Genomic DNA, 22,125 nt, shown 5'->3' with positions numbered 1-22,125 from the left:
GCGCGAGCGCTACGCCGCCGCGGCGAGCGGCGCGGCCGGCGCCGGCGACACCACGAGCGCGCCGTCGCGGGCGTCGACGCGGACGGCGCCGGCGCCATCCGAAACGGAGCCCGCGACGAACAGGTCGGCGATGCGGTCGTCGACCTCGCGCTGGATGAGGCGGCGCAGCGGACGGGCGCCGTATTCCGGCTCGTACCCGTGCGCAGCGAGCCACGACACCGCAGCATCCGTCACCTCGAAGCCGACCCCGCGCGCGCCAAGCCGCGCACGCGTCGCCTCGAGCATCAGGCCCACGATCGAAGCGATCTCCGCCGACGACAGCTTCTGGAACAGCACGATCTCGTCGATGCGGTTCAGGAACTCGGGGCGCATGGCCTCGCGCAGCTTCGCCATCACGCGGGCGCGCACATCAGAGGACGACGCGAACCCAGAGGCATCCGTCGACGCCACGAAGCCCAGCGCGCCCGAGCGCGATGCGAGGAACTCCGACCCGAGGTTCGAGGTCATGATGACCACGGTGTTGCGGAAGTCCACGACGCGGCCCTGGCCGTCGGTGAGGCGGCCGTCGTCGAGCACCTGCAGCAGCAGGTTGAACACGTCGGGGTGCGCCTTCTCGATCTCGTCGAACAGCACGATCGAGTAGGGGTTGCGGCGCACGCGCTCGGTGAGCTGGCCGGCCTCGTCGTAGCCGACGTAGCCGGGAGGGGCGCCGACCAGGCGCGACACGGTGTGGCGCTCGCCGAACTCCGACATGTCGAAGCGCACGATGGCGCCCTCGTCGTCGAACAGCGAGGCCGCGAGTGCGCGCGCGAGCTCGGTCTTGCCGACGCCGGTCGGTCCGAGGAAGAGGAACGAGCCGACGGGCCGGCCCGCGTCGCCCATGCCGGTGCGGTTGCGGCGCACCGAGCGGGCCACGGCGGCGACCGCGTCGTCCTGCCCGATCACGCGGGCGTGCAGCTCGGCCTCGAGGTTGGCGAGGCGCTCGCGCTCGCCCTCGGTGAGGCGGTTGATCGGGATGCCCGTGGCGCGCGAAACGACGGCCGCGATCTCGGGCTCGTCGATGACGGCGTCGCCAGAGGCACGGCGAGCGGATGCCTCGCCCGACGTCACCTCGTCGAGCCGGCCCTGCACGCGGCCGATCTCGTCGCGAATCCGCGATGCGGCCTCGTAGTCCTCGGCCTGCACGGCGTGGTTCTTGTCGGCCTCGAGCTCGCCGAGCCGCGAGACCAACGCCGACACGTCGACCTTCGCGCCGAGGCGCAGCCGCAGCCGCGCGCCGGCCTGGTCGATGAGGTCGATGGCCTTGTCGGGCAGCACACGATCGGTGAGGTAGCGGTGGCCGAGTTCGACGGCTGCGCGCAGCGCGGCATCCGTGTACTCGACGCCGTGGTGCTCCTCGTACGCGGGCTTCAGCCCCTGGAGAATGAGGATCGCGTCCTCCACAGACGGCTCGCCGACGCGCACCGGCTGGAACCGGCGCTCGAGCGCGTGGTCCTTCTCGATGCTGCGGTACTCGCTGAGCGTGGTGGCGCCGATGAGGTGCAGGTCGCCGCGCGCGAGGCGGGGCTTCAGGATGTTGCCCGCATCCATGCCGCTGCCGTCACCGGGGCCGCCGGCGCCGACGACGGTGTGCACCTCGTCGATGAAGACGATGAGTTCGCCCTGCTGCGACGCGATCTCGTCCATGAGCTTCGTGAGCCGCTCCTCGAAGTCGCCGCGGTAGCGCGTGCCGGCGACCATGGCGGGCAGGTCGACGGCGACGACGCGCTTGCCGAGCAGTTGCTCGGGCACGTCACCCGCGACGATCGCCTGGGCGAGCCCCTCGACGATCGCGGTCTTGCCGACGCCCGCCTCGCCGATCAGCACGGGGTTGTTCTTCGTGCGCCGGCTGAGAATCTCGACGGTCTGCTCGATCTCGCTCGCCCGCCCGATGACCGGGTCGAGCTCGCCGTCGAGCGCGAGCGCCGTCAGGTCGGTGCCGAACCTGTCGAGGGTGGGGGTGGCGGATGCCTCTGAGCTCGCGCCCTGCTCCGTCGGCGCGCCGTCGGGCGCGACCGTCTCGCGCACGCCCTGGGTGAGCGCCTCGGCCGTGACGCCTGCGCGCGCGAGCACCTGGCCCGCGGGGGCATCCGTGTTGATGACGAGCGCGAAGAAGAGGTGCTCGGGCTCGATGTACGTCGATCCACTGGAGCGCGCGACCTGGTAGGCGTGGAACAGCGCGCGCTGCGCGGACTGGGTGATGTTGGCCGCGTCGACGTCGGCGGTGTCGGATGCCGCGGGCAGCCGCGCCTCGGTCGCCGTGACGATGGTCTCGGGGTCGACGCCGATGCGCGTGATCGCCTGCGCGACGGTCTCGTCCTCGACGATGACGCGCAGCACGTGCAGCGCGTCGAGCTCGGTCTGCCCGCGCTCGAGCGCGAAGCGGCCGGCGCGCTGCAGAGTGCCCTGCGTGCGCGCGGTCAGGAAGCGGCTGAGGTCGATCGACCGTGCCTGCCGCGCCTGCTCGCCCGCGAGGTACCGGGCGAGGAACTCATCGAACGAGTTGCCGCCGGTCTCGGGGTTGAAGTCGTTGGGCACCTGGGGTCCTCCTGTGCAAACTTGAGTGTGGTGTACTCAAGTAAAACCGCAACCTCAACTGCCGTATTCCAGGCCGCAGACAGCCCTAGCTGCCACGTCGGATACAGAAGGAGACCCTAGCTACAGCACTCCAGCGAATGACCGGAGACCAAGAGACCTCACCTGACGTCCTCCAGTACAGTCAGGAACACTCCAAGAACCGAGTCGATTGGCAGAGTATGGCGCAGGCACGAGCAGATGACCTTGTGGTCCAGTCAAGTGACATGGCCCTTCTAAATATCGCATCGATGCACGCTTCAGGCTCACTTGACCTCAGCCCGCGGTACCAACGAAGAAACAGGTGGGATCGCGATCGACAAAGCCAGTTGATTGAGTCTTTCCTACTCAACGTACCCGTACCGCCGGTGTACCTAGCCGAAGAGGCCCGCGGCGTCTTTGCAGTCATCGATGGAAAGCAGCGTCTAACCGCGATTTCCCAGTTCCTGAATAACGAGTTTGCCCTCACCAAGCTTCAGCTACGGCCCGACCTTGAGGGATTGCGATTCCGGGACCTGACAGCTGAGGCGTCAGCAGCTATTGGCATGCGACCGCTGCGGGCAGTCACGATCCTTCGAAAGACGCCGGATTGGGTAAAGCATGAGGTGTTTGTTCGCCTGAATCGCGGTGGGCAACCACTAAATGCCCAAGAGATCCGGAATGTAGCTTTCGCCGGCCCGCTCAACGACCGGATCATTCGCTTGGCAGAGCACCCCTTCCTCCATCGGCAGCTCAAGATCAGTTCGCAGGAATCGGCAGCATACGCAGACATGTCTGACGTGGAGACCGTCCTGCGGTTCTTTGCGTTGTCGGCCAGTTGGCGCCTATTTGGAGGAAGTCTCCGCAACGCGCTTGATGAATTCATGCAGCAGCACTACGAAGCAGGGCCATCTCGCATCGCAGAACTAAGCGAACGCTTCTATCGAGCTATCGGCTGGGCGGAGCGGCTGTGGGGAGTGCACGCGTTTCAGCGGCACGACGGGTCCCAATGGCGTGATCAGATGATCGGTGGCGTCTACGACGCCCAGATGGTCGCAATCGACGTTGTCAGCGATGCACAACTGGAGCAAGCAAGTCCGCAGCGCGTCTTGGGTCGTACTCAGAGGCTCTTTCAGGACCCCGACTTCGATAGTTCGGTCCGACTGAGTACCAACACTTCGGCCAGAGTCCGGTACCGCGTGCGGGCCATGATTGACCTGCTCGAGGCATAGAAGCGATGGCCGCGGTCGATCAGCTACTCCAGAGACTCGCTCGGCTTGATGAGGTGCTGGACTTCATCGCATCGCCGCCAGCCAGTGTGCCCACACCGGTAGTGGACAACGCAGCCAGGTCGGTCGCCATCCAAGGACTGTCCGCGTTCGAGCAATTCCTTCGAGAACGCGGCGTGGAGTGGTCTGAAGCGCTAACGCAGGCAAGAATTCCCGCGTCGCGACTTGCCGGCGGCATCGTTCCCTACTCCGACCGGATCGTCCAGACGTTGCCGAGACGCTTCCGGGACCTCGATGACTCTTCTCGCACATCGCTTGTGGAGGATCTCGCCAAGACCCTGACCTCGTTCTCATACGGAAACCTCGTCGGTCACGAACTGTTCTTCGCCTGGAGTGGAAGCAACATACAGACGGCAGATGTGCAAGGGATGCTTGACCTAGTCGGGTACTCCAAGAGCTGGAGTGAAGTCACTTCAGCATGGAAAGAACTCGACCCAAGATTTCCGGGAAACTCGTCGGCAGAATCAATCGTGCATAGGCTAGCTCGACTACGGCACACCGCCGCACACCAAGTCGACGCGGTTCTGGACCCAATCGCGGTGAGCACGACGACGCGCAATGTAAAGCTTGCTGCGATGCTCGTTGACATCGCGATCTCGCATGCACTCCACCTCATGTGCCTAGGAGAAGTCGTCAAGCCGGGTCTGGGGGCGCAACTTCGTGTTCGCCGCATCCTGCGCGATGGGACCCGGTGGCCGGAGTATGGCCCATCGGCCAAACGCGCCCATCGAAGGCACAGTTCAATGGACGAGGCCGTGCGTGAGGCGAGCGCGCGCGCGAAAGCGCACTCCGAGATTCTGCTCGCACTCAATGGCAATGAGATCGTCGACTGGCGATCGACCCTTTAGCGAGAGGTACTCAGCCGGTCGCGCTGCACTGCTGGGACTCCCTCATCGGCGTCTCAAGGGGCAAAATCAACGACGACAAGACCCCGGGTGCCAGGTCCTCAGACTCCGATATGCATGCCCAAGCCGCCCCTCAACCGTGGGGTCTGACAACTGCACCATCGCCACACGATTCGTTGAAGGCCTGTGCGTTGGATGATCTCCTCACCTCCCGCAGAAACTTCGCCACTGAGCCCGGGGGAACTATGTCTAGGCCTCAGCTGCGGTCCACAAGGTCATCCGACGCCTCGCGGAGCGTCTGACAATCGTCGCCACACTCACTCCTCGTCAGCGGCACACGCTGCGAGGCTGTCGGGGTCTTAGGCGATACGGCCTTCCGGGGAGCCGCCGACGTCCCCCTCGATCGCCCTCGGGCAGGCCCATTTTCCGCCGAGCGCGGCGCAGACCTCGAGGAGCCGGAGCCCTGCCGCCGGCAAAACGGCGTGCGCCCACTCGCCAATCGTTTAGGCCACCGGAGGCCACACCATCTGACGGCTGCAAGAGATCGCTGTCAACCGCGCGATCTGGACGCAGCCAAAGCGCACCCTGAGAACTTGCTTTTGCTATCCATCCATGCGAAGAGCTTCGAGGTCTCGGATCTGTCGCTCGGTACGAAGACGACGCTGAATTGAGGACGGAAGCCCCATGAATACCGACCAGGGCAGCCTGACGAGATAGTCCCAATACGAATCGAGGTTCCGCACGCGCGAGAACCAAGATCTGCGAAGAACAATGTATGCATCCAAGCCCATCGTTGCTAGCTGCACCAAAAACACAAACGCAAGCACAGGCAAGAAGAAGCGCAAGAAATCCGGGGCGCCATCCAGGTCCGGACTAGAAGCGACCACCTGGTAGACGAACACACCAAGTGTCAGCAATACAACAATAGTTCCGATTATGGATGCCCTGCGCCAAAATGCAGCCACTTTCCGTCGCCCGACATGCACCAGACCGGGGAGGCGCAGTAGGCACTGCAAGGAGGATTCCGAGTTCAACTGATGCGCACCATTCACCGCCACCGTAAGGCAGTCAGCATAAAAGTCACTTCCAGGCGATTCCGGACTCCACTGCTCAGAGGACGAAACACGATGCGCCGCAGTTTGGATCGCACCCGACGATGCGGTGTACCGAAGCCTCCATGCGACCATGCGATACCGTTGCGCGGCTTCGACGAAGATGGCCGCCCACAGAAAGGCGTCATCCTTCGCCGACCTTGAAACATCGACTGCTCGAGCGAGGAACGCCGGGCTCTCGCACGCAGAAACGAGTATCTCAGGGTCACCGCGAACAAAATCGACACCTAGATCCTCGGCCAGATTGAATGCAGCGACCGGGTCGTTCTGGGCGACCTCGCCGAAGAGGAGTGTAAGTCTCTCGCTCGAACCCTGCACGAGACCCTCTAGAACCGCACTGGCAGTCACCCCGGGGGTCTTGCCAAGTACGCGTGCGTGCTCCTCGGAGTCGCGCAGCACGCGTGTGAGCACCTGGAGGCGGCGCAGCCAAACTCGATCCCAGTCACTCTCGACTGTCGAAGTCAAGAGAAGCGACTCGTGGTCGAGCCACGACGCAAATATCGGATGCTCGTATGCCTGGCTCTCCAGAACCGTCCGCGCAACTACGAATGGATCGGATACCACCGAATGAACCCTTGAGAGCGCATCAGCCCGGTCACGCGGCGCAGTAAGTGCACAAGAGAACGGCACCACCTCGTCAAGTCTATTTCGCAGTTGAGCCTTATCAGAGTTTACAAATCGTGAGTAACTCTCTAGAAGTCGGCTAATTCCATCCTGAAGACTCATCGCGACGTAGTGCGCGGCGGCAAACTCACAGAATGTCAGGTGCATGAAATGGACTGTCTCACGCACGCGACCTATCGAAAGCACCCCCGTGTCCCGAATTAGCTCGTTGAGCAGTTCCTCTGCCCTAGCGGATTCAACTGCAGCTACACGTGCCACGACGTCGACAACCGATGCCCAGGAGATCGAGTTTGCATCTTGACGTTCATCGCGTATGTTCTGTGCAGCAAGTTCACCCACGATGTTCCAGCGCTGCTCGAGCAAAGCCGACCGAGTGGAGGACTGGAGTTGCCTTCCACGCCTGTACGCCAGCAGCTCGTCTAGCACTGTCACGTAGAACTGAGTTCGCGTGTCTGGCGCGTTCAGTTCAGGGTCTCCCCGTCCGGGCGACGTACATCGCCAGAATTAGTGGATTTGCGCACAAGTCTCTCAACGCGGGCGTCTCCGTCAGCTCCTTGTAGATATGGTTCGCCCGCCGCTCCGCGTCTCTATCGAATGGCCATCGCCCAAGGAACGTGTACACCTCCGCCGGAGACAGAGGCTTCACGCGAAGGGTGGTTGGAAACGTCTCGTCAAAGTCAGATCGAACCTGGTGAAAGAAGCCTGACCGCATCGTTAGGACGACCTGATTGTTCGCGCCCATTCTCACGAGCTCGTCGCTAAGGCCACGGATTCCGTCACGGACTGCCGTGTAGTTTGTACTAGCAACCTCATCTAGTCCATCCAGAAGCACGACCACGCCCTCCGAGTTCGCGTACACATCAAAAAGTGTGTGCATGTCGAAGCCGTGCGTGCCAGCAACAACCGACCGAACCTGGCTTAGGAGCCAGTCAGACGATGGATTCGGCGGGACCTTACAATTCTTGAGTTCGATCGCGACTGACAGTGGCGACTTATTACCTCGCCGCGCCAGGCCCATGTGACAGACACCTCTATGTAGGCGCTTCATCATTGTTGACTTGCCTGAGCCAGGGTCTCCGATTACTACAAGGCGAGATCCCGCCTGCAGGACGTTCTCTGTCGACCAACGTTCGCTCGTCAGCAGACTAGATTCCAGCTCGAGCGGGACGTAAATTGTGTCGATCTCGAGGCTAAGTGTCTCGGTCTGTCCAGGTACCTGCAGGTACCGGCCCCAGTTCTCACCGAGCTGAAGTCGCGCATACTGTCGAAGGCTCATCAACGCGCCAACATCCCGGCTGAGCCCACGCCCTACGTGCCACAGGGCACCCTCAAGGAACTGGCGGACGTGGCGCTTCGCGAAACGCCCGATGGTGCGGAACGTCATCCATGCCACCGGCAGAATGACTAGCATCAGGAATGCTGTCAATAGGTCAAAGGACAATGCCGTTCTCTCCTATCGGTGACCGTCTCGCGTGGCAATGGTCGGCGACTTGTTCCTCAGGGCTTCTTGTTGGCGCCCGCGCCGTCACGCATTGGGGCTTGGTTCGAATCGATCGGCGCCGCCATCAACTTCGTCAATCGAAGCAGAAGCACACTACTAAGCAAATGCACACTACTATCGGGATCGGACGCAAAGCTAGTTTCGGATCCCTGACAGCTACAACAAGGAGTACTGCAAGTGGTGCTCAAGGACGTACGATCAACCACTTCATCGGCGGATGGGGCGTATCTGCCACCAAGCGAGAGCACCAATCGAGCCATGCCGCGTATTTGCTCACGAGCAGGTTGTTTGGGGCGGCAATACACGAATCGCACTTCAGGCAAGGCAATAGGACAGACCCGTGACGATGCGAGGTCGGATTGGGCGCTCACCGCACTCGGCCGCCAATAGTCCCCTTCCCATCCTTATCGTCATTCGGCTGAGACGCTCAGGATACCGGGTGCCGTGGCAGCCCTGATCCTCGGCCGGGCCGCAATCGCCACCGCCACGGGTGACCAGTTGACTTCTGCGAGTAGCGCCCTTGCACGAGCGCCAAGTTGCCTTGGCCCATCGACTCACACAGTCTCGTGACACCCGAGTCTGGCATCGGCGGACCATTTCGGTTCTTGCAAAGGCGTTCAACGCTATATCGTTGACATATCGTCGAGACCCATCAGGGCCCCGCACAACGGGAGGTCGATCATGAGCGGTTCATTCACGGGCGAAGGGTTCCCCGGAGCATCCGGTAGCTGGGGCCGAGGCGGCCAAGGGCCGAATCTCTGGGAGGCCATGGAGCAGCTTCGCGGCATGTTCGAGCAGAAGGTCGGCCAGCGCATGGGCAAGGGTGACGTGCGCACGGCGGTGCTTGCGCTGCTCGCCGAGCAGCCGATGCACGGGTACCAGATCATCAGCGAGATCGCCCAGCGCAGCGGCGGTACCTGGAAGCCGAGCGCCGGATCCGTGTACCCCACGCTGCAGCTGCTCGCCGACGAGGGGCTCATCAGCGCCGAGGAGTCGGGCGGGCGCAAGACGTACTCGCTCACCGAGGCGGGGAAGGTCGAGGCGGGGGCATCCGCTGACCGCACCCCGCCGTGGAAGACGTCGAGCGGGCGCGACTACGGCGTCGGCGGCAAGCTGCCGAAAGCCGGCATCGAGCTGGCGCAGGCGGCGGCGCAGGTCGGGCGCACGGGCACGCCCGAGCAGGTCGACCAGGCGGTCGAGGTGCTCGAGGAGGCGCGGCGGAAGTTGTACGGGATTCTTGCGGAGGGGTGACGCGTTCGATGCCACCCACCACAGGAGGTTCAGGTACTAACTGACGTCGAAGCTCCAGACAGGGCTGACGCAACCCCTGGCGCGCCGAGGGGCGCCCCCTTCTGACGCTGCCTGCAAGAATGGCGGGACCTGTCGCACGCGAAGGAGCACGCATTGGCGATACCCAAGTGGCACGAGTTCATGGGCCCGATTCTGCGCGTCATGAGCGACGGGCATATCCGCGACCGCAGTGAGATCACAGATGCAGCTGCAATCGACGTTCGCCTAACGGAGGCCGAACGGAATGTCACGCTCACCACCGGGCAACCGATGTACGCGAACCGTGTCGGATGGGCGATATCGCATCTCACAAAGGCCGGCGCGCTTTCACGCCCCGAACGGGGGCACTATGTGATCGGCGAGCAAGGCCGTACTCTCCTTGCGACCTACCCGGCGGTGACCCGCAGCAACGTGGAAACCGTCACGGGATACCGTCGATCTCGCGTCGTCACAGAGCCTTCAAGGCCGGTGAACAATGATGTCGAATCGCTCGACCCGGCCGAGCTCATCGACCAAGGCATCAGACAGATTCAGGAGGAAGTTTCCACCGAACTCCTGACGCGACTCATGTCGAAGTCTCCTGCGTTCTTCGAACAGACCGTTGTCGACCTGCTTGTGGCCATGGGGTATGGCGGGGCGGACGGACAAGCCCGCGTCACCTCGATGTCGAATGACGGCGGTATCGACGGAGTCATCGACCAAGACACTCTTGGGCTCAGCCGCGTCTACGTTCAGGCCAAGCGTTACTCCACCGACAACGCAGTGAGCCGACCCGACGTGCAGGGCTTCGTCGGCGCGCTTAGCGGAAAGGCCGACGGCGGCGTCTTCATCACGACGGGGCGCTTCAGTCCGGGGGCGCGCCAATACGCCGAGTCCGTGCCGACACGGATCATCTTGATCGACGGCGAACGGCTGACCTCGTTGATGATCCGGTTCGGGATCGGTGTTCAGACGAAGCAAACCGTGCACATCGTCGAGATCGACGAGGACTACTTCGAGTAGTCGGGCGTGATTCCGAACCATTCACCTCGGAGCCTCAACAGTTCCCCGCCAGGCGACTCCGGCACAGGTATGGTTGGGGCAGGCGTTCCCACGCCTGCCGCGACGTACATGGCCAGCCTCGCGCAATGCCTAGTACATCTGAGCCAAGGTCCATCGGATCGGGACAGACATCACCACTCTCAGGCGATGCAGTGGCGCGAGACGCTGTATCTCCGCAAGGGAGAAGATGATGACATCGAACGCTGCGTTCAAGAAGAAGGTTCGCGAGCTCGCGGCACGTGAGGGCATCCCCTACGCCGAGGCTCGTAGGCGATTGATTGGGCGCCAGCCAAAGGAAACCGCCGACGCCGCGGGCGCCGGGAGGACGCGATCCCGCCAGCTCGAAGCGTTTGAGAGGCTCGTCGGGCGGGTGCTCATCCAGCATGCGGTCGAGCTGGAGACAGCGGACATCGAATGGGACGAAGCCGAAGAGAGCTGGGTTGAGGCCCGTGAGCGTGAAGGCTTGCGTGTTGTTTCGGGCGGTCAGATTGGCCCCTACAACGCGGACGGGACAACCCTATGGGAGGTAGTCGACTGGCGTACCGATGAGCTCCTGGCGGAAGGCACTTCGACCTACGACGAGATGGTCTGGCACGCCGACTGGGTCCACATCGACCGGTTCGAGTTCGCAGGCCAGCTCTCGCCGGATGGCGCATTGAGGACGATTCCTGCCGACACACCGCCCGAGTTGACCCGCTTCATCGAGGATCTCGCCGAGGCCATGGAAAGCGATCGGTCAAGCGAGTTCGCGGAATGGCTGAGGACTCGCGACTGACGATCACGTTGGGTCGGGTCCTTTCGGGGCCCGGCCCAGCCATCGCCTCGCTCCGCACGACAGGCCGGCGGAAGTTGTACGGGATGCTAAACAACCCGCTTGCGGGTTCGGCGACGCGTCGCCAGCGCCAGGGCGACTCCGACGAGGCCGCCGATCAGGTTGGCGACGAGGTCGCGCGGGTCCGAGATGCGATCGAGCAGCGGGATCTGCACGATCTCGATCGTCCAGGTGAGCATGACGACGACAACGCCGAGCCAGGCGGCGACGCGCGCGACGAGGAACCCGACGGGAACGAACATGGCGACGTTGGCGATCGCCTCGCGCGGCGAGCCCGTGGTCCATGTGGAGGCGAGCAGCCACGACTGCGGGTCGAGCACGCCGTGCTCCACCTGCGCGCTCCGGATCGTCCACGGCACAGGCACGAGCGTGATGAAGAGCACGCCGAGTACGTAGAACGCGGCCGCAACGGCCCACATGATGCGCTCGGCGGTGCGCGGAGGTGCCGCGACGGTCATGCGGAGCGACGGCCGAACGAGTTGCGGGCGGCCTCACGGACCAGGGTGCGGTTGTCCATGGGCCCACGCTAGGCGTCTCTCCTGAGCGAAGACAGGCACTGTCAGTACGTCCTGTGGTCGTGCGTCGCGGCGGGCGCGCTGGGGCGTTCTCGTGACATCAGCGGCATGCGGATGCCACGGACCGCCCGCTCACTTCAGACGGCGCAGATACACACCAGTGTCGAACCTCTGCAATGGCGTGGCGTAGCCGGGCCGCGAGGGGTGACGTGGGTGGCCAGCAGCGATGGGGTCGCCGATCGAGTTCCACTCGCACGATGAGCGGTCGGCGATCTTCACGATGTTCGCGAGCATCTGCGGCAGATACGACCGCTTCGTGATGACACCACCCCACGCGGCGAGCAGGGACAGCGTGCGGCCACCGATGAACTCGTCGATTTGTCGCTCGTTCTGCGCCTGCAGGTCGGGGTCGGGCTGCAGGTGCATCCCGTTCGGGTCGGTTGAGCGCTGCGGGTACAGGTTCAGCATGACCCAGCTGTCGTAGCCGTTCCTCGATGCGAAGCCGGCGACCTTCGTGACGGTCTGGTCGAGGGCGCCCGGCTCGGCCGTGCTGGGGTTGACGCCGAAGCAGACGAGCGGGTTCTGGCCGACCGTGCCGAGCACGAACCGCGCGGAGTTGTCGGCGTTGGTCTCGTAGATCCAGGACCGCTCCACCGTGTCTCCGGCGCCTCGGTGTCAGCTCCGGAGCCAGGCCCAGGCGGCATTCTGGTCGTCGAAGTACGCCGCCTCCTGCGCGTAGAACGGGGCGGCGAGGTGGACGAGGTGCTCCTCCCACTTCGCGCGGCCGACGATGGCCACGCGCGCGACCTTCTCATGGAACTCGTGGCCGAAGCGCAGGTCGGCACCCCACGCGCCGACCCGCTCCCAGCGGAAGTCGGAGAGGTCGAGCATCAGCTTCACCGTGCCGTGCTCCTCTACTGCGGCTTCGACCGCGGGCGTCAGGACGTCGTAGTCAGCTTTCGTCACGTCGCCGGAAACGACGAACCCGAGGGTGTCGCCGGTACTGCGGTCGGACTGCGTGATCGTCATAGGATGCTCCCTCGCTCACCTTCGCCGCTCAGCCTTGCGCACGCGGAAGGCGCCGTCTACGGGAGGAGGCGGCGGGAGGACCTCCTCGGTGGTGTCAGACGAGCGGGCGGATGCGGGCGCGAACCCACGCCGCCACCCCGTCGAGGTCGACAGCGCCCGCCGCGACCTCGCGAATGAACCGGTCTGCCTCGGCGACATCGTCGACCACGAGGTCGCTGTCGTTGAGTTCGAGGAACGCGACCGTCACGAACCACGCCAGTCGCTTGTTCCCGTCGGCCAGCGGATGGTTGCGCATCACCGCGAGCAGGAGCGCCGCGGCCTTCTCCTCGAGCGTCGGATGCACCTCCTCGCCGAACACCGGCATCGGCGCGGCGAGCGCAGACAGCATCAGGTTCCGTCCGCGCGCACCGTCCTTGAAGTGGAACCCCTCGTCGTCGAGCAGCGCCTCGACGTCTTCGGGGTCGAGGTACTCGACCTCCCGGCCCGAGGTCACCGCGCGAGGCGGTCGAGCAGGTCGGCGTCGCGGGTTCGGATGCGATCGAATGCCGAACGCGTGCGCGCGGACTTGTCGGCACGGGCCGCAAAGTCGTCGAGCGCGATCTGCACGACCTCGGTCTTCGAGCGCCCGAACTTCGTCGCGAGCTCCGCGAGCAGTTCGTCGTGAGCCTCATCGAGTCGCAGGGTCATCGCCACGGCGCACTCCTTCCGTCGGGCACCATGCTACCGCGTGGTATCAGAGTGATACCCGCACACAGCCCATCGATGAGGTCGCCTCGGTCGAGAGTAATCACACGCTCTCAAGGGTGTCACGCCAGACCAGCACGCCATGTTCGAGGAACTCGGCGGGGACATCGCTGCGCGCCGGAACCACGTCATATGGTCCGGTCCGCAGCGGGCGGGCCCGCTCGAGACGCCTCGATGCCGAGCCGGTCCACTCGGGTACCGGCACTCCATCTTGGTTCAGGCGATACTCGACGAGCGCGGCGATGGCAGCGTCCCAGGTCTTCGCGCCGGTCAGCTCAGGCTCGGTCACTGCGAGGACGCCGCGGAGCAGACCGCGCTCGCCGACGAGGTTGTCGTTCATCTGAATGAACAACCGCAACGCAGACTGGAGATCGTCGACTGCGAGCGCCCGCCGAATCTCGGCTGCGATCGTCGCGACATCGTCGCGAATGGTAGGTGCCGCGAAGAGTCGATGCCCGGAAGCCGCGAGAAGGCGACTGGCCGTAGACGTGCGCGGATCCTCGCGCGCGCCCTCGATGACGGCGACTCGACTCTGTGAGAGACCGGCACGCTCGGCGAGCTCACGTTGCGAGAAGCCGCGGGCTCGTCGAGCTGACCGCACCAGGACCGCAATGTCAGTCGCGCTCCTCCAAGTTGACTCTTGATTAGGCATACGGGATTTTACCGCGAATAGCTGCCGACTTCTGCAACAACGCGTCGCGCGGCGTCCTCGACACATCGCCCCCAGACAGGCAGGATGCCCCGTGTGACCAACACGCGCAGGCGGTACCGGCGGATCCTGCGGTTCGCCGCGCGGGTCATCGTGCAGACGTGGTGGTTCGAGCTCGTGCTGCCGCGGTTCGGGCTCGCGAAGTTCGCCGCAAACGGCCGGGCCGCACGCCTGACCGGCGTCGCCCGACGCTTCCACGACCTCGCGGTCGAGCTCGGCGGCCTCATGATCAAGGTCGGCCAGTACATGTCGTCGCGCCTCGACGTGCTGCCGCCCGAGATCACCCGTGAGCTCGCCGGCCTGCAAGACGAGGTGCCGCCCGTGACGTTCGACGAACTCCGCGCACTCGCCGAGGCAGAGCTGCGGATGCCACTCGAGCGCGCCTACACGTCGTTCGACGCGGATCCGCTGGCAGCGGCATCCCTCGGCCAAGCCCACCGTGCGCGCCTCTCCCCCATGGACGCCGCCGACACCGGACTCGACGACGCCGTCGTCAAGGTGCAGCGCCCCGGCATCGAGACGATCGTCGACGTCGACCTCGCGGCCCTGCGCCGCATCGCCGGCTGGCTCAGCCGCGTGCGGTTCGTCGCGCGCCGCGTCAACGCGCCCGCGCTCGTCGAGGAGTTCGCCGCGACCAGCCTCGAGGAGATCGACTACCTGCACGAGGCGGGCAACGCCGTGCGCTTCGCCGAGTCCTTCGCCGACGATCCGCGCGTCGCTGCGCCCGAGGTCGTCTGGGAGCGCACCACGCGCCGCGTGCTCACCCTCGCCGACGTCACCGCCATCAAGATCAACGACCGCGACGCGCTCATCGCCGCCGGCATCGACCCGAAGGCCGTCGCCCACGAATTCGCCGCGGTCATGTTCGACCAGCTCTTCCGCGACGGCTACTTCCACGCCGACCCGCACCCCGGCAACATCTTCGTCACCCCGGTGCAGGGGCGGGCGAATGCCTCTGAGCCGGCGTCTGCGGCCCGAGCCGGCGGCTCAGGGGCATCCGCCCAGTCGTCTGCCAGGGCTGCTGCCGGGCCGGCGTGGCAGCTCACCTTCATCGACTTCGGGATGATGGGCGAGGTGCCCGACGGGCTGCGGCGCGGGCTGCAGGAGCTGCTCATCGCGGTGGCGGCGCGCGACGGGAAGCGGATGGTGCGCAGCATCCAGGACGTCGGCGTGCTGCTGCCGTCGGCCGAGACCGCCGAGCTCGAGCGGGCCATGACCGAGCTGTTCGCGCGCTTCGGCGGCATGGGCTTCGCCGAGCTGCAGCAGGTCGACGAGCGCGAGCTGCGCCGCTTCGCGATCGAGTTCGGCGAGGTCGTGCGCGGGCTGCCGTTCCAGCTGCCCGACAACTTCCTGCTGATCATCCGCGCCATGTCGCTGACGTCGGGCATGTGCAGCTCTTTGGATCCTGAGTTCAACATTTGGGACGCGGTGGAGCCGTATGCGGCTCGGTTGCTCGCGGATGAGCGCGGCGGGTTCGTGCAGGCGCTCGGGCGCGAGGCGTGGTCGCAGGTGACGACCGCCGCGCGGCTGCCGGGGCGGGTGGATGCGCTGGTCACGCGATTCGAGGAGGGGCGAGTCGCGGTGGCGACGCCGGCGCTGGAGCGTCGCGTGGCGCGGCTCGAGCGGATCGGGCGGCGGCTCGTGTCGGCGGTTGTGTTCGTGGGGCTGTTCGTGGGCGGGCTGCTGCTGCGGGACGAGGCGCCCGTGTGGGGGTGGGTGCTCGTCGGGGTGTCGGCGGTGCCGCTGCTGCACGCGGTGCTCGGCGGGGTGCTGGGAAGGCGCGGGCGGGATTAGCGACCAAGTCTCTTGCGATCGTTCTGCTTCGGAGTAGTGTCGGTGGTGTCAGACATGCTCGAAACGTGGAGGAATCAATACGCGTCGCGCGATCGGCGCGAAGACATCACGTCACCGTTGCACGGATGAAGGCGGCGCTGGAGACAGAAGTCGCGCGATCTGAGGAGGGTGACGCGATCCGGATCATCGGAATCGACGGGGATGGCGTGGGGCTCGAGATCGTCCTCGTCCCTGACGACCGGCGAGACGGATGGACCATCATTCACGCAATGCCCACGCACTACAGGAGGAACCGATGAACGCACCCACCCGGCGCCGGTTCACGCTGCCCGATGAGCCGAAGTTCGAGTCCGTCGAGACCGTGGACGTGATCTTCCACGGGGAGCCGCTCACCGACGAGCGCGTGGACGAGATCGTCGAGGACGTCCGCCGAGCCAACCTCGTTCCCGGTGGCAAGTCGCTCAACGGCGACGGGTCGCACTCGCGGGCGTTGTCTGTGCGCCTGCCCGACGACGTGCGAGCGAAGCTCGAGGAGATCGCCGCAGCCCGAGGCATCCGACCGTCGAAGCTCGTGCGCGAGGTGCTGGCCGAGTTCGTCGCGAACGACCCGACCGTCGATGAATGAAGCGGCAGAGCGCAGGATGGTGCGCAGTTCCGGCACGTGACTGACGGGCGTGCGGTGGGATCCCGACGCCGAGTCGTCATGAGATGTCGCTTCGACCCCGGCGATTCCGACAGTTCATGACGACTCGCGGAACCCCGGGAGGGTGGGTAGCTACGCCAGCGGCGAGGGGGCCGGCGACACCACGGAGTCGACGATCGCCTCGATCGCGAACTCGGAGGCGCGGGCGAGGTCGACCGCGTCGGGGTCGAGCAGCCACTGCACCTGCAGGCCGTCCATGACCGCCAAGATGGACGCCGCGGCGAGATCGATCGTTTCACCCGCGGCCACGCCGCGCTCGGCGCACACCTCGCGGAACGCGTCGGCGACCTGGCCGCGCAGCACCGAGTAGCGCTTGAGGAAGTACTCGCGGCCCGGGTGGTCGTCGGTCACCGACTCGGCCGAGAGCACGACGAAGGCCTGCACGATGCCGGCGCGGTGCGCGTTGATCATCGCGGTGCGCACGAGGTGGCGGAAGAGCTCGATGCCGCCCGGGATGTGCTGCTCCTCGAGGCCCTCGACGTCGGTCGCGTCGCGGTGGTCGAGCACCTCGAGCAGCAGGGCGTCCTTCGAGCCGAAGTGGTGGAGGATGCCGGCGTGGGTCATGCCCACCTGATCGGCGATCTCCTGCAGCGTGCCGCCGGCGAAGCCCTTGTTGCCGAAGATCTCGATCGCGGCGTCGAGGATGTCGCGACGGCGCGCGAGCGTCGCGGGGCGCGAGCGCGGCTGACGGCGCTGACCGCTCACAGTCTCCGTCATCGTGACACCTCCTCAACAGGGAACACCTGCGTGGAGAGTCTACGCAGGCGCCGTACCGCACAATGATCTCTGCGGCATTGCAAAACTTACTGACTTGATTGTAAGTTAACTCAGCAATCACCACGACGCCGGCGTCGACCCTTCGGGGAGGCCCGGCGCCCTGCCACCACCACGAAGGAGAAGCAATGAGGCTCAGTTCCACCCTCGGCACCCTCGGCGCCATCGGCGCGGTCGCCGCACTGGCGCTCACCGGCTGCGCCGCGGGCGACACCGACAGCAGCGCCCCGGCAGCGAGCGGCGCGGCCCTCACCATCGCCAAGCCCGACGGCACCATCAGCACCGAGTCGCACAACCCGTTCCTCGGCGACTCGTCGGCCTCGAAGTACGGCTACGCCAAGGTCATCTTCGAGCCGCTCGCGCTCGTGAACCCCACCGGCGACCTCGGCACCACCCCCTGGCTCGCCGAGTCGGTCGAGTGGAACGAGGACTACACCGCACTGACCGTGGTGCCCCGCGCAGGCGTCACGTGGAGCGACGGCACCGACTTCACCGGCGACGACATCGTCTTCACGTTCGACATGTATCTGAACGGCACCCTCACCGACACCTCGGGCCTGAACTACGAGGGCGCGACCGTCGACGGCGACGCGATCACCCTCACCTTCGCCGACTCGAAGTACGTCGCACAGTCGCGCGTGCTGCACACCCCGATCGTGCCGAAGCACATCTGGGAGAACATCGCCGACCCGAACACCGACCCCCTCACCGCCGAGGGCACGGCGGTCGGCACCGGCCCATACGTGCTCGACAACTGGTCGACCGAGTCGGTCACCCTGACCGCGAACCCCGACTACTGGGGCGGCGACCTGGCCGTGCCCGCACTCAACTACGTCTCCTACGGCGACAACGCGGCCCTCACCACCGCGCTCGTCTCGGGCGAGGCCGACTGGGCGCAGGCGTTCATTCCGCAGATCGAGGACAGCTACCTGTCGGCCGACGAGGACAACCACTTCCTCGCCTCCCCCACCGCGGGTGCCGGCACGCTGTTCCTGAACCTGCAGACCGAGCCGTTCGACGACCCGGCACTGCGCAAGGCGCTGGCCTACACGATCGACCGCCAGGCCTACGTCGACATCGCCCGCGAGGGTGCGAGCACGCCGATCTGGAGCGTCACCGGCCTCAGCGGCCTGCTCGAGTCGGAGATCCTGCCCGAGTACGCCGGCGAGGAGTACTCGGTCGACGTCGACACGGCCCGCGGCATCCTCGAGGACGCCGGCTACAGCTGGGACGACGAGCGGCTGATCGACCCCGACGGCGACGCCGTGTCGTTCTCCATCTCGGTTCCGGCCGGCTGGAGCGACTGGAACACCGAGCAGGCGCTCATCGCCGAAGAGCTCGACGCCGCGCTCGGCATCGAGGTCAACGTCGACCAGCCCGACTGGGGCGGCTGGGACGCCGCTCGCCAGGAGGGCACCTTCCAGGCGATCATCCACTGGCTCGAGGACACGGGCAACGCCTACGGCCTGTACACCTCGACGATGGACCCGAAGTGGATCGTCGACGACCGCGCGCAGTTCAACTTCGGCCGCTTCGACGACCCTGCCGTCACCGAGGCGCTGAACACCTACGCGAACGCCTCGTCCGACGAGGACCGCCAGGCGGCGCTCGAGGTCATGCAGACCGCGTTCGTCGAGAACGTGCCGGCCATCCCCCTCGGCTCGCACCCGCTGCTCGGCGAGTACAACACCCGCAACTACGTCGGCTGGCCCGAGGAGGGCAACCTCTACGCCTCGGCCGACCCGACGCAGCCGGGCATCGTGCAGATCCTGACGGAGCTCCAGCCCGCGGGCTGATCCCCCTGAGGGCGGGGCGGATGCTTCGAGGCATCCGCCCCGCCCACCTGTCAGGCATCACGAAAGGAACGACTCGATGACCGACACCCTGCTGTCCGTGCGCGACTTCTCGGTCGTGTACGACGTCGACCCGCCCGTGGCGGCGGTGCGGAACGTCAGCCTCGACCTCCAGCGCGGCGAGATCCTCGGCCTCGCCGGTGAGAGCGGATGCGGCAAGACGACGCTCGCCTACGGGGTGCAGCGCCTGCTCAAGGCACCCGCCGTCATCACGAGCGGGTCGGTCACCTTCCACGACGCATCCGGCGACGACATCGACGTCAACGCGCTGGACGCCGACGCCATGCGCCGGTTCCGCTGGGACAAGGTGTCGATGGTGTTCCAGGGCGCGATGAACTCGCTCAACCCGGTCGCGACGATCGGCGCGCAGCTCGACGACGTGTTCGAGGTGCACCGCCCGGGCATGACGAGCGCCGAGCGCCGCGCGGCCGTCGTCGAACTGCTCGAGATCGTCAAGGTCGGCGCGCAGCGCTACCGCTCCTACCCGCACGAGCTCTCCGGCGGCATGCGCCAGCGCGTCATGATCGCGATGGCGCTCGCACTGCGGCCGCAGCTCATGGTCATGGACGAGCCGACCACCGCGCTCGACGTGCTCGTGCAGCGCGAGATTCTCAAGCAGATCTCGGCGCTCCGCCACGAGTTCGGCTTCTCGGTCGTGTTCATCACGCACGACCTCCCCCTGCTGCTCGAGATCAGCGACCGCATCGCGATCATGCGCGACGGGCAGATCGTCGAGCTCGCCACCGCCGAGCGCATCTGGAACGACCCCCAGGACGCCTACACGAAGACCCTGCTCGAGTCGTTCCCCCGGCTCACCGGGGAGAAGGGGATGGTGCTGCGATGACCACCCTCGAGTTCGACGCCGTCACCAAGGTGTACTCGGTGCGCGGCGCCGGCCACATCACCGCCCTCGACGACGTGAGCTTCACGCTCGAATCGGGCCAGACGATCGGCCTGGTCGGCCAGTCGGGCAGCGGCAAGTCGACCATCGCGAAGATCCTCACCCAGCTCGAGACCCCCACGAGCGGCGAGGTGCGCCTCGACGGCGCCCCCATCCCCCGGCGCGGCAGGGGCCTGCGCGCCTACCGTCAGCAGCTGCGCATGGTCTTCCAGGACCCGTTTGCGTCGCTCAACCCGTACCACTCCATCCGGTACCACATCCAGCGGCCGCTGCGGCTCGACAAGGTGGTGCCGAAGGCACAGGAGGATGCCGAGGTCCGGCGCCTGCTCGAACGCGTGCGCCTCGACGCCGACAGCGTGATCGACCGCCGCCCGCACGAGCTCTCGGGCGGCCAGCGCCAGCGCGTCGCCATCGCCCGCGCGCTCGCCTCCCGGCCGAAGCTGCTCGTCGCCGACGAGCCGGTCTCGATGCTCGACGTGTCGATCCGCCTGGGCGTGCTCAACCTGCTCGCCGACCTGCAGCGCGAGGAGGGCCTCGGCGTGCTCTACATCACGCACGACCTCGCCACCGCCCGCCACTTCAGCGACGAGATCCTCGTGCTGAACCAGGGGCGCGTGGTCGAGCGCGGCCCCGCCGACGACGTGATCCTCCGCCCGCAGGACCCGTACACCCAGGCCCTCCGCGCGGCCTCCCCCGACCCCGACCACTTCTTCGCGACCACGACCGGCCACCACGGAGGTGCAGCATGACCGCGGTCCAGCCCCCGCATCCGACCGAGAATTCGACGGATGCCCCGGAGCGCACGCCCGACGCCGTCGAAGCCGGCACCACCGCCCACCGCGTCACCAAGGGCCGCTCGCGCGTGCCGTGGCGCTTCCTCGGCGGGCGCGCCGCCTTCTACGCCTTCACGCTGTGGGCGGCGATCACGATCAACTTCTTCCTGCCCCGCATGATGAAGGGCGACGCGGTCACGCAGTACCTGTCCCGCAACCGCAACGTCACGCCTGAGGCGGCCGACGCCCTGCGCTCGCTGCTCGGCCTCGACACCGACAAGAGCCTCTGGCAGCAGTACCTCGACTACTGGGCACTGCTGCTGCGCGGCGACCTCGGCGTCTCGCTGCTGCACGGCCTGCGCCCGGTGACCGAGGTCATCAGCCAGTCGCTGCCGTGGACCATCGGCCTGGTCGGCTTCGCGACGATCGTGTCGTTCGCGATCGGCACCATCGGCGGCGCGATCGTCGGCTGGCGGCGCGGCAGCCGGCTCGACGCGCTCGTGCCGATCACCACGTTCCTCAGCACCATCCCCTACTTCTGGCTCGGTCTGCTCGCGATCGCGCTGTTCTCGGTGAACCTCGGCTGGTTCCCGATCGGCAAGGCCTACGGCGTCGGCGTGAGTCCGACGTTCAGCCCGGAGTTCATCGGCCAGGTGATCCACCACGGCACGCTGCCGGCGGTGACGATCATCATCGCGTCGCTCGGCGGCTGGATGCTCGGCATGCGCAACATGATGCTCACCGTGCTCGACGAGGACTACGTCATGGTCGCCGAGGCGAAGGGCATGCCGAGCCACCGGGTGCTCTGGCGGTACGCGGCCCGCAACGCGGTGCTCCCCCAGATCCAGAGCTTCGCGCTGTCGATCGGCTTCATCGTCGGCGGCACGATCGTGATGGAGATGGTCTTCAGCTACCCGGGCGTCGGCAAGCTGCTGCTGGATGCCACCAATGCGAAGGACTACGCGCTGATGCAGGGCGTCTTCCTGGTGATCACCATCTCGGTGCTGCTGGCGAACCTCCTCGCCGATCTCGCCTACGCATTCCTCGACCCGCGTACCCGCCAGACGGAGGGCTGATCCATGGACACCATCGTGAACGAGCGAGCCACGAAGCGCCCCGCGGGCGTGCCGGCGACCGCGACGATCCGCACCAGCGAGGCATCCGACCGCCCCGAGCCCCGAAGCGCGCCGGCTTCGGCGCGAAG

Annotated in this window: 21 protein-coding genes and 1 pseudogene; 11 read left to right on the top strand and 11 right to left on the bottom strand. The window is 66.0% G+C overall.

Features of this window, described 5'->3' with window-relative positions; genetic code table 11:
* Positions 1 to 9 precede the first annotated feature (9 nt).
* A complete protein-coding gene (locus QUE38_RS11930; RefSeq protein WP_286308461.1) occupies positions 10 to 2,577 on the bottom strand; it encodes an ATP-dependent Clp protease ATP-binding subunit in 2,568 nt (855 codons plus the stop codon).
* Between the two features lie 137 nt (positions 2,578 to 2,714).
* On the opposite strand from QUE38_RS11930, the gene QUE38_RS11925 reads away from it, so the two are divergent.
* Positions 2,715 to 3,824 (top strand): DUF262 domain-containing protein, encoded by a 1,110-nt coding sequence (locus tag QUE38_RS11925; protein ID WP_350227470.1) that lies wholly within the window; start codon positions 2,715 to 2,717, stop codon positions 3,822 to 3,824.
* Between the two features lie 53 nt (positions 3,825 to 3,877).
* Positions 3,878 to 4,729, top strand: a complete 852-nt coding sequence (locus QUE38_RS11920) for a hypothetical protein (protein ID WP_286308460.1) — start codon at positions 3,878 to 3,880, stop codon at positions 4,727 to 4,729.
* Between the two features lie 599 nt (positions 4,730 to 5,328).
* Here QUE38_RS11920 and QUE38_RS11915 read toward each other — a convergent pair.
* Both QUE38_RS11915 and QUE38_RS17645 read right to left on the bottom strand, forming a co-directional pair.
* Positions 5,329 to 6,825 carry an NACHT domain-containing protein gene (locus tag QUE38_RS11915; protein WP_286308459.1) on the bottom strand — a complete coding sequence of 499 codons (1,497 nt, stop codon included), beginning with the start codon at positions 6,823 to 6,825 and terminating at the stop codon, positions 5,329 to 5,331.
* A 103-nt stretch (positions 6,826 to 6,928) separates the two neighbouring features.
* The gene (locus QUE38_RS17645; RefSeq protein WP_350227646.1) at positions 6,929 to 7,510 is read right to left on the bottom strand and encodes an NACHT domain-containing protein; all 582 of its coding nucleotides are present in this window, start codon (positions 7,508 to 7,510) and stop codon (positions 6,929 to 6,931) included.
* A gap of 1,134 nt (positions 7,511 to 8,644) precedes the next feature.
* Between QUE38_RS17645 and QUE38_RS11910 the strand changes: the two genes are divergently transcribed.
* The 3 genes from QUE38_RS11910 (at position 8,645) to QUE38_RS11900 (ending at position 11,069) form a co-directional block, all read left to right on the top strand.
* Positions 8,645 to 9,214, top strand: coding sequence for a PadR family transcriptional regulator (locus QUE38_RS11910; protein ID WP_286308458.1), 570 nt, complete (start codon positions 8,645 to 8,647; stop codon positions 9,212 to 9,214).
* A 153-nt stretch (positions 9,215 to 9,367) separates the two neighbouring features.
* Complete coding sequence (locus tag QUE38_RS11905; RefSeq protein WP_286308457.1) at positions 9,368 to 10,255, top strand: restriction endonuclease; 888 nt, start codon at positions 9,368 to 9,370, stop codon at positions 10,253 to 10,255.
* A gap of 229 nt (positions 10,256 to 10,484) precedes the next feature.
* On the top strand, positions 10,485 to 11,069 hold the full coding sequence (locus QUE38_RS11900; RefSeq protein ID WP_286308456.1) for a hypothetical protein: 585 nt from the start codon (positions 10,485 to 10,487) through the stop codon (positions 11,067 to 11,069).
* An 86-nt stretch (positions 11,070 to 11,155) separates the two neighbouring features.
* Here the strand turns inward: QUE38_RS11900 and QUE38_RS11895 are convergent, their stop codons facing one another.
* The 7 genes and pseudogenes from QUE38_RS11895 to QUE38_RS17640 form a co-directional block, all read right to left on the bottom strand.
* The gene (locus QUE38_RS11895) at positions 11,156 to 11,584 is read right to left on the bottom strand and encodes a VanZ family protein (protein ID WP_286308455.1); all 429 of its coding nucleotides are present in this window, start codon (positions 11,582 to 11,584) and stop codon (positions 11,156 to 11,158) included.
* A 189-nt stretch (positions 11,585 to 11,773) separates the two neighbouring features.
* The gene (locus QUE38_RS11890) at positions 11,774 to 12,295 is read right to left on the bottom strand and encodes a DUF1643 domain-containing protein (RefSeq protein ID WP_286308454.1); all 522 of its coding nucleotides are present in this window, start codon (positions 12,293 to 12,295) and stop codon (positions 11,774 to 11,776) included.
* 21 nt (positions 12,296 to 12,316) lie between these two features.
* Positions 12,317 to 12,670 (bottom strand): SpoIIAA family protein, encoded by a 354-nt coding sequence (locus QUE38_RS11885; protein WP_286308453.1) that lies wholly within the window; start codon positions 12,668 to 12,670, stop codon positions 12,317 to 12,319.
* A 94-nt stretch (positions 12,671 to 12,764) separates the two neighbouring features.
* Positions 12,765 to 13,163, bottom strand: a complete 399-nt coding sequence (locus QUE38_RS11880; RefSeq protein ID WP_286308452.1) for a type II toxin-antitoxin system death-on-curing family toxin — start codon at positions 13,161 to 13,163, stop codon at positions 12,765 to 12,767.
* Complete coding sequence (locus QUE38_RS11875) at positions 13,160 to 13,363, bottom strand: hypothetical protein (RefSeq protein WP_286308451.1); 204 nt, start codon at positions 13,361 to 13,363, stop codon at positions 13,160 to 13,162. The genes QUE38_RS11880 and QUE38_RS11875 overlap by 4 nt, the downstream gene beginning before the upstream one ends.
* 94 nt (positions 13,364 to 13,457) lie before the next feature.
* Positions 13,458 to 13,754: a hypothetical protein gene (locus QUE38_RS11870; protein ID WP_286308450.1), complete on the bottom strand. Its 297-nt coding sequence runs from the start codon at positions 13,752 to 13,754 to the stop codon at positions 13,458 to 13,460.
* A gap of 177 nt (positions 13,755 to 13,931) precedes the next feature.
* A pseudogene (locus tag QUE38_RS17640) lies at positions 13,932 to 14,066 on the bottom strand (helix-turn-helix domain-containing protein); the annotation flags it as partial.
* A gap of 84 nt (positions 14,067 to 14,150) precedes the next feature.
* Between QUE38_RS17640 and QUE38_RS11865 the strand changes: the two are divergent.
* Entirely contained in the window at positions 14,151 to 15,917 is a 1,767-nt protein-coding gene (locus QUE38_RS11865) for an ABC1 kinase family protein (RefSeq protein WP_433996902.1), read from the top strand.
* Between the two features lie 295 nt (positions 15,918 to 16,212).
* A complete protein-coding gene (locus QUE38_RS11860) occupies positions 16,213 to 16,542 on the top strand; it encodes a ribbon-helix-helix protein, CopG family (protein WP_286308448.1) in 330 nt (109 codons plus the stop codon).
* A gap of 150 nt (positions 16,543 to 16,692) precedes the next feature.
* On the opposite strand, the gene QUE38_RS11855 is transcribed toward QUE38_RS11860, so the two are convergent.
* Positions 16,693 to 17,337: a TetR/AcrR family transcriptional regulator gene (locus QUE38_RS11855; protein WP_286308447.1), complete on the bottom strand. Its 645-nt coding sequence runs from the start codon at positions 17,335 to 17,337 to the stop codon at positions 16,693 to 16,695.
* A gap of 185 nt (positions 17,338 to 17,522) precedes the next feature.
* Between QUE38_RS11855 and QUE38_RS11850 the strand changes: the two genes are divergently transcribed.
* The 4 genes from QUE38_RS11850 (at position 17,523) to QUE38_RS11835 (ending at position 21,997) form a co-directional block, all read left to right on the top strand.
* Positions 17,523 to 19,190 (top strand): ABC transporter substrate-binding protein, encoded by a 1,668-nt coding sequence (locus QUE38_RS11850; protein WP_286308446.1) that lies wholly within the window; start codon positions 17,523 to 17,525, stop codon positions 19,188 to 19,190.
* A gap of 76 nt (positions 19,191 to 19,266) precedes the next feature.
* Positions 19,267 to 20,091 carry an ABC transporter ATP-binding protein gene (locus QUE38_RS11845; protein WP_286308445.1) on the top strand — a complete coding sequence of 275 codons (825 nt, stop codon included), beginning with the start codon at positions 19,267 to 19,269 and terminating at the stop codon, positions 20,089 to 20,091.
* Entirely contained in the window at positions 20,088 to 20,897 is an 810-nt protein-coding gene (locus QUE38_RS11840; RefSeq protein WP_286308444.1) for an ABC transporter ATP-binding protein, read from the top strand. The genes QUE38_RS11845 and QUE38_RS11840 overlap by 4 nt, the downstream gene beginning before the upstream one ends.
* Positions 20,894 to 21,997: an ABC transporter permease gene (locus QUE38_RS11835; protein WP_286308443.1), complete on the top strand. Its 1,104-nt coding sequence runs from the start codon at positions 20,894 to 20,896 to the stop codon at positions 21,995 to 21,997. The genes QUE38_RS11840 and QUE38_RS11835 overlap by 4 nt, the downstream gene beginning before the upstream one ends.
* Positions 21,998 to 22,125: the final 128 nt, after the last annotated feature.

Origin of the sequence: Agromyces mangrovi, assembly GCF_030296695.1 — a bacterium.
Lineage (GTDB): Bacteria > Actinomycetota > Actinomycetes > Actinomycetales > Microbacteriaceae > Agromyces > Agromyces mangrovi.
The sequence above is the reverse complement of the archived record's forward strand: the minus strand, read 5'-3'. Positions and strand labels throughout refer to the sequence as shown.

What these genes read in the sequence shown, in the direction of transcription:
- QUE38_RS11855 (WP_286308447.1), bottom strand. Translation starts at nt 17,337, where the DNA reads ATGACGGAGACTGTGAGCGGTCAGCGCCGTCAGCCGCGCTCGCGCCCC.
- QUE38_RS11895 (WP_286308455.1), bottom strand. Translation starts at nt 11,584, where the DNA reads ATGACCGTCGCGGCACCTCCGCGCACCGCCGAGCGCATCATGTGGGCC.
- QUE38_RS17645 (WP_350227646.1), bottom strand. Translation starts at nt 7,510, where the DNA reads ATGAAGCGCCTACATAGAGGTGTCTGTCACATGGGCCTGGCGCGGCGA.
- QUE38_RS11840 (WP_286308444.1), top strand. Translation starts at nt 20,088, where the DNA reads ATGACCACCCTCGAGTTCGACGCCGTCACCAAGGTGTACTCGGTGCGC.
- QUE38_RS11835 (WP_286308443.1), top strand. Translation starts at nt 20,894, where the DNA reads ATGACCGCGGTCCAGCCCCCGCATCCGACCGAGAATTCGACGGATGCC.
- QUE38_RS11885 (WP_286308453.1), bottom strand. Translation starts at nt 12,670, where the DNA reads ATGACGATCACGCAGTCCGACCGCAGTACCGGCGACACCCTCGGGTTC.
- QUE38_RS11860 (WP_286308448.1), top strand. Translation starts at nt 16,213, where the DNA reads ATGAACGCACCCACCCGGCGCCGGTTCACGCTGCCCGATGAGCCGAAG.
- QUE38_RS11850 (WP_286308446.1), top strand. Translation starts at nt 17,523, where the DNA reads ATGAGGCTCAGTTCCACCCTCGGCACCCTCGGCGCCATCGGCGCGGTC.
- QUE38_RS11865 (WP_433996902.1), top strand. Translation starts at nt 14,151, where the DNA reads ATGCCCCGTGTGACCAACACGCGCAGGCGGTACCGGCGGATCCTGCGG.
- QUE38_RS11900 (WP_286308456.1), top strand. Translation starts at nt 10,485, where the DNA reads ATGACATCGAACGCTGCGTTCAAGAAGAAGGTTCGCGAGCTCGCGGCA.
- QUE38_RS11925 (WP_350227470.1), top strand. Translation starts at nt 2,715, where the DNA reads ATGACCGGAGACCAAGAGACCTCACCTGACGTCCTCCAGTACAGTCAG.
- QUE38_RS11870 (WP_286308450.1), bottom strand. Translation starts at nt 13,754, where the DNA reads ATGAACGACAACCTCGTCGGCGAGCGCGGTCTGCTCCGCGGCGTCCTC.
- QUE38_RS11910 (WP_286308458.1), top strand. Translation starts at nt 8,645, where the DNA reads ATGAGCGGTTCATTCACGGGCGAAGGGTTCCCCGGAGCATCCGGTAGC.
- QUE38_RS11845 (WP_286308445.1), top strand. Translation starts at nt 19,267, where the DNA reads ATGACCGACACCCTGCTGTCCGTGCGCGACTTCTCGGTCGTGTACGAC.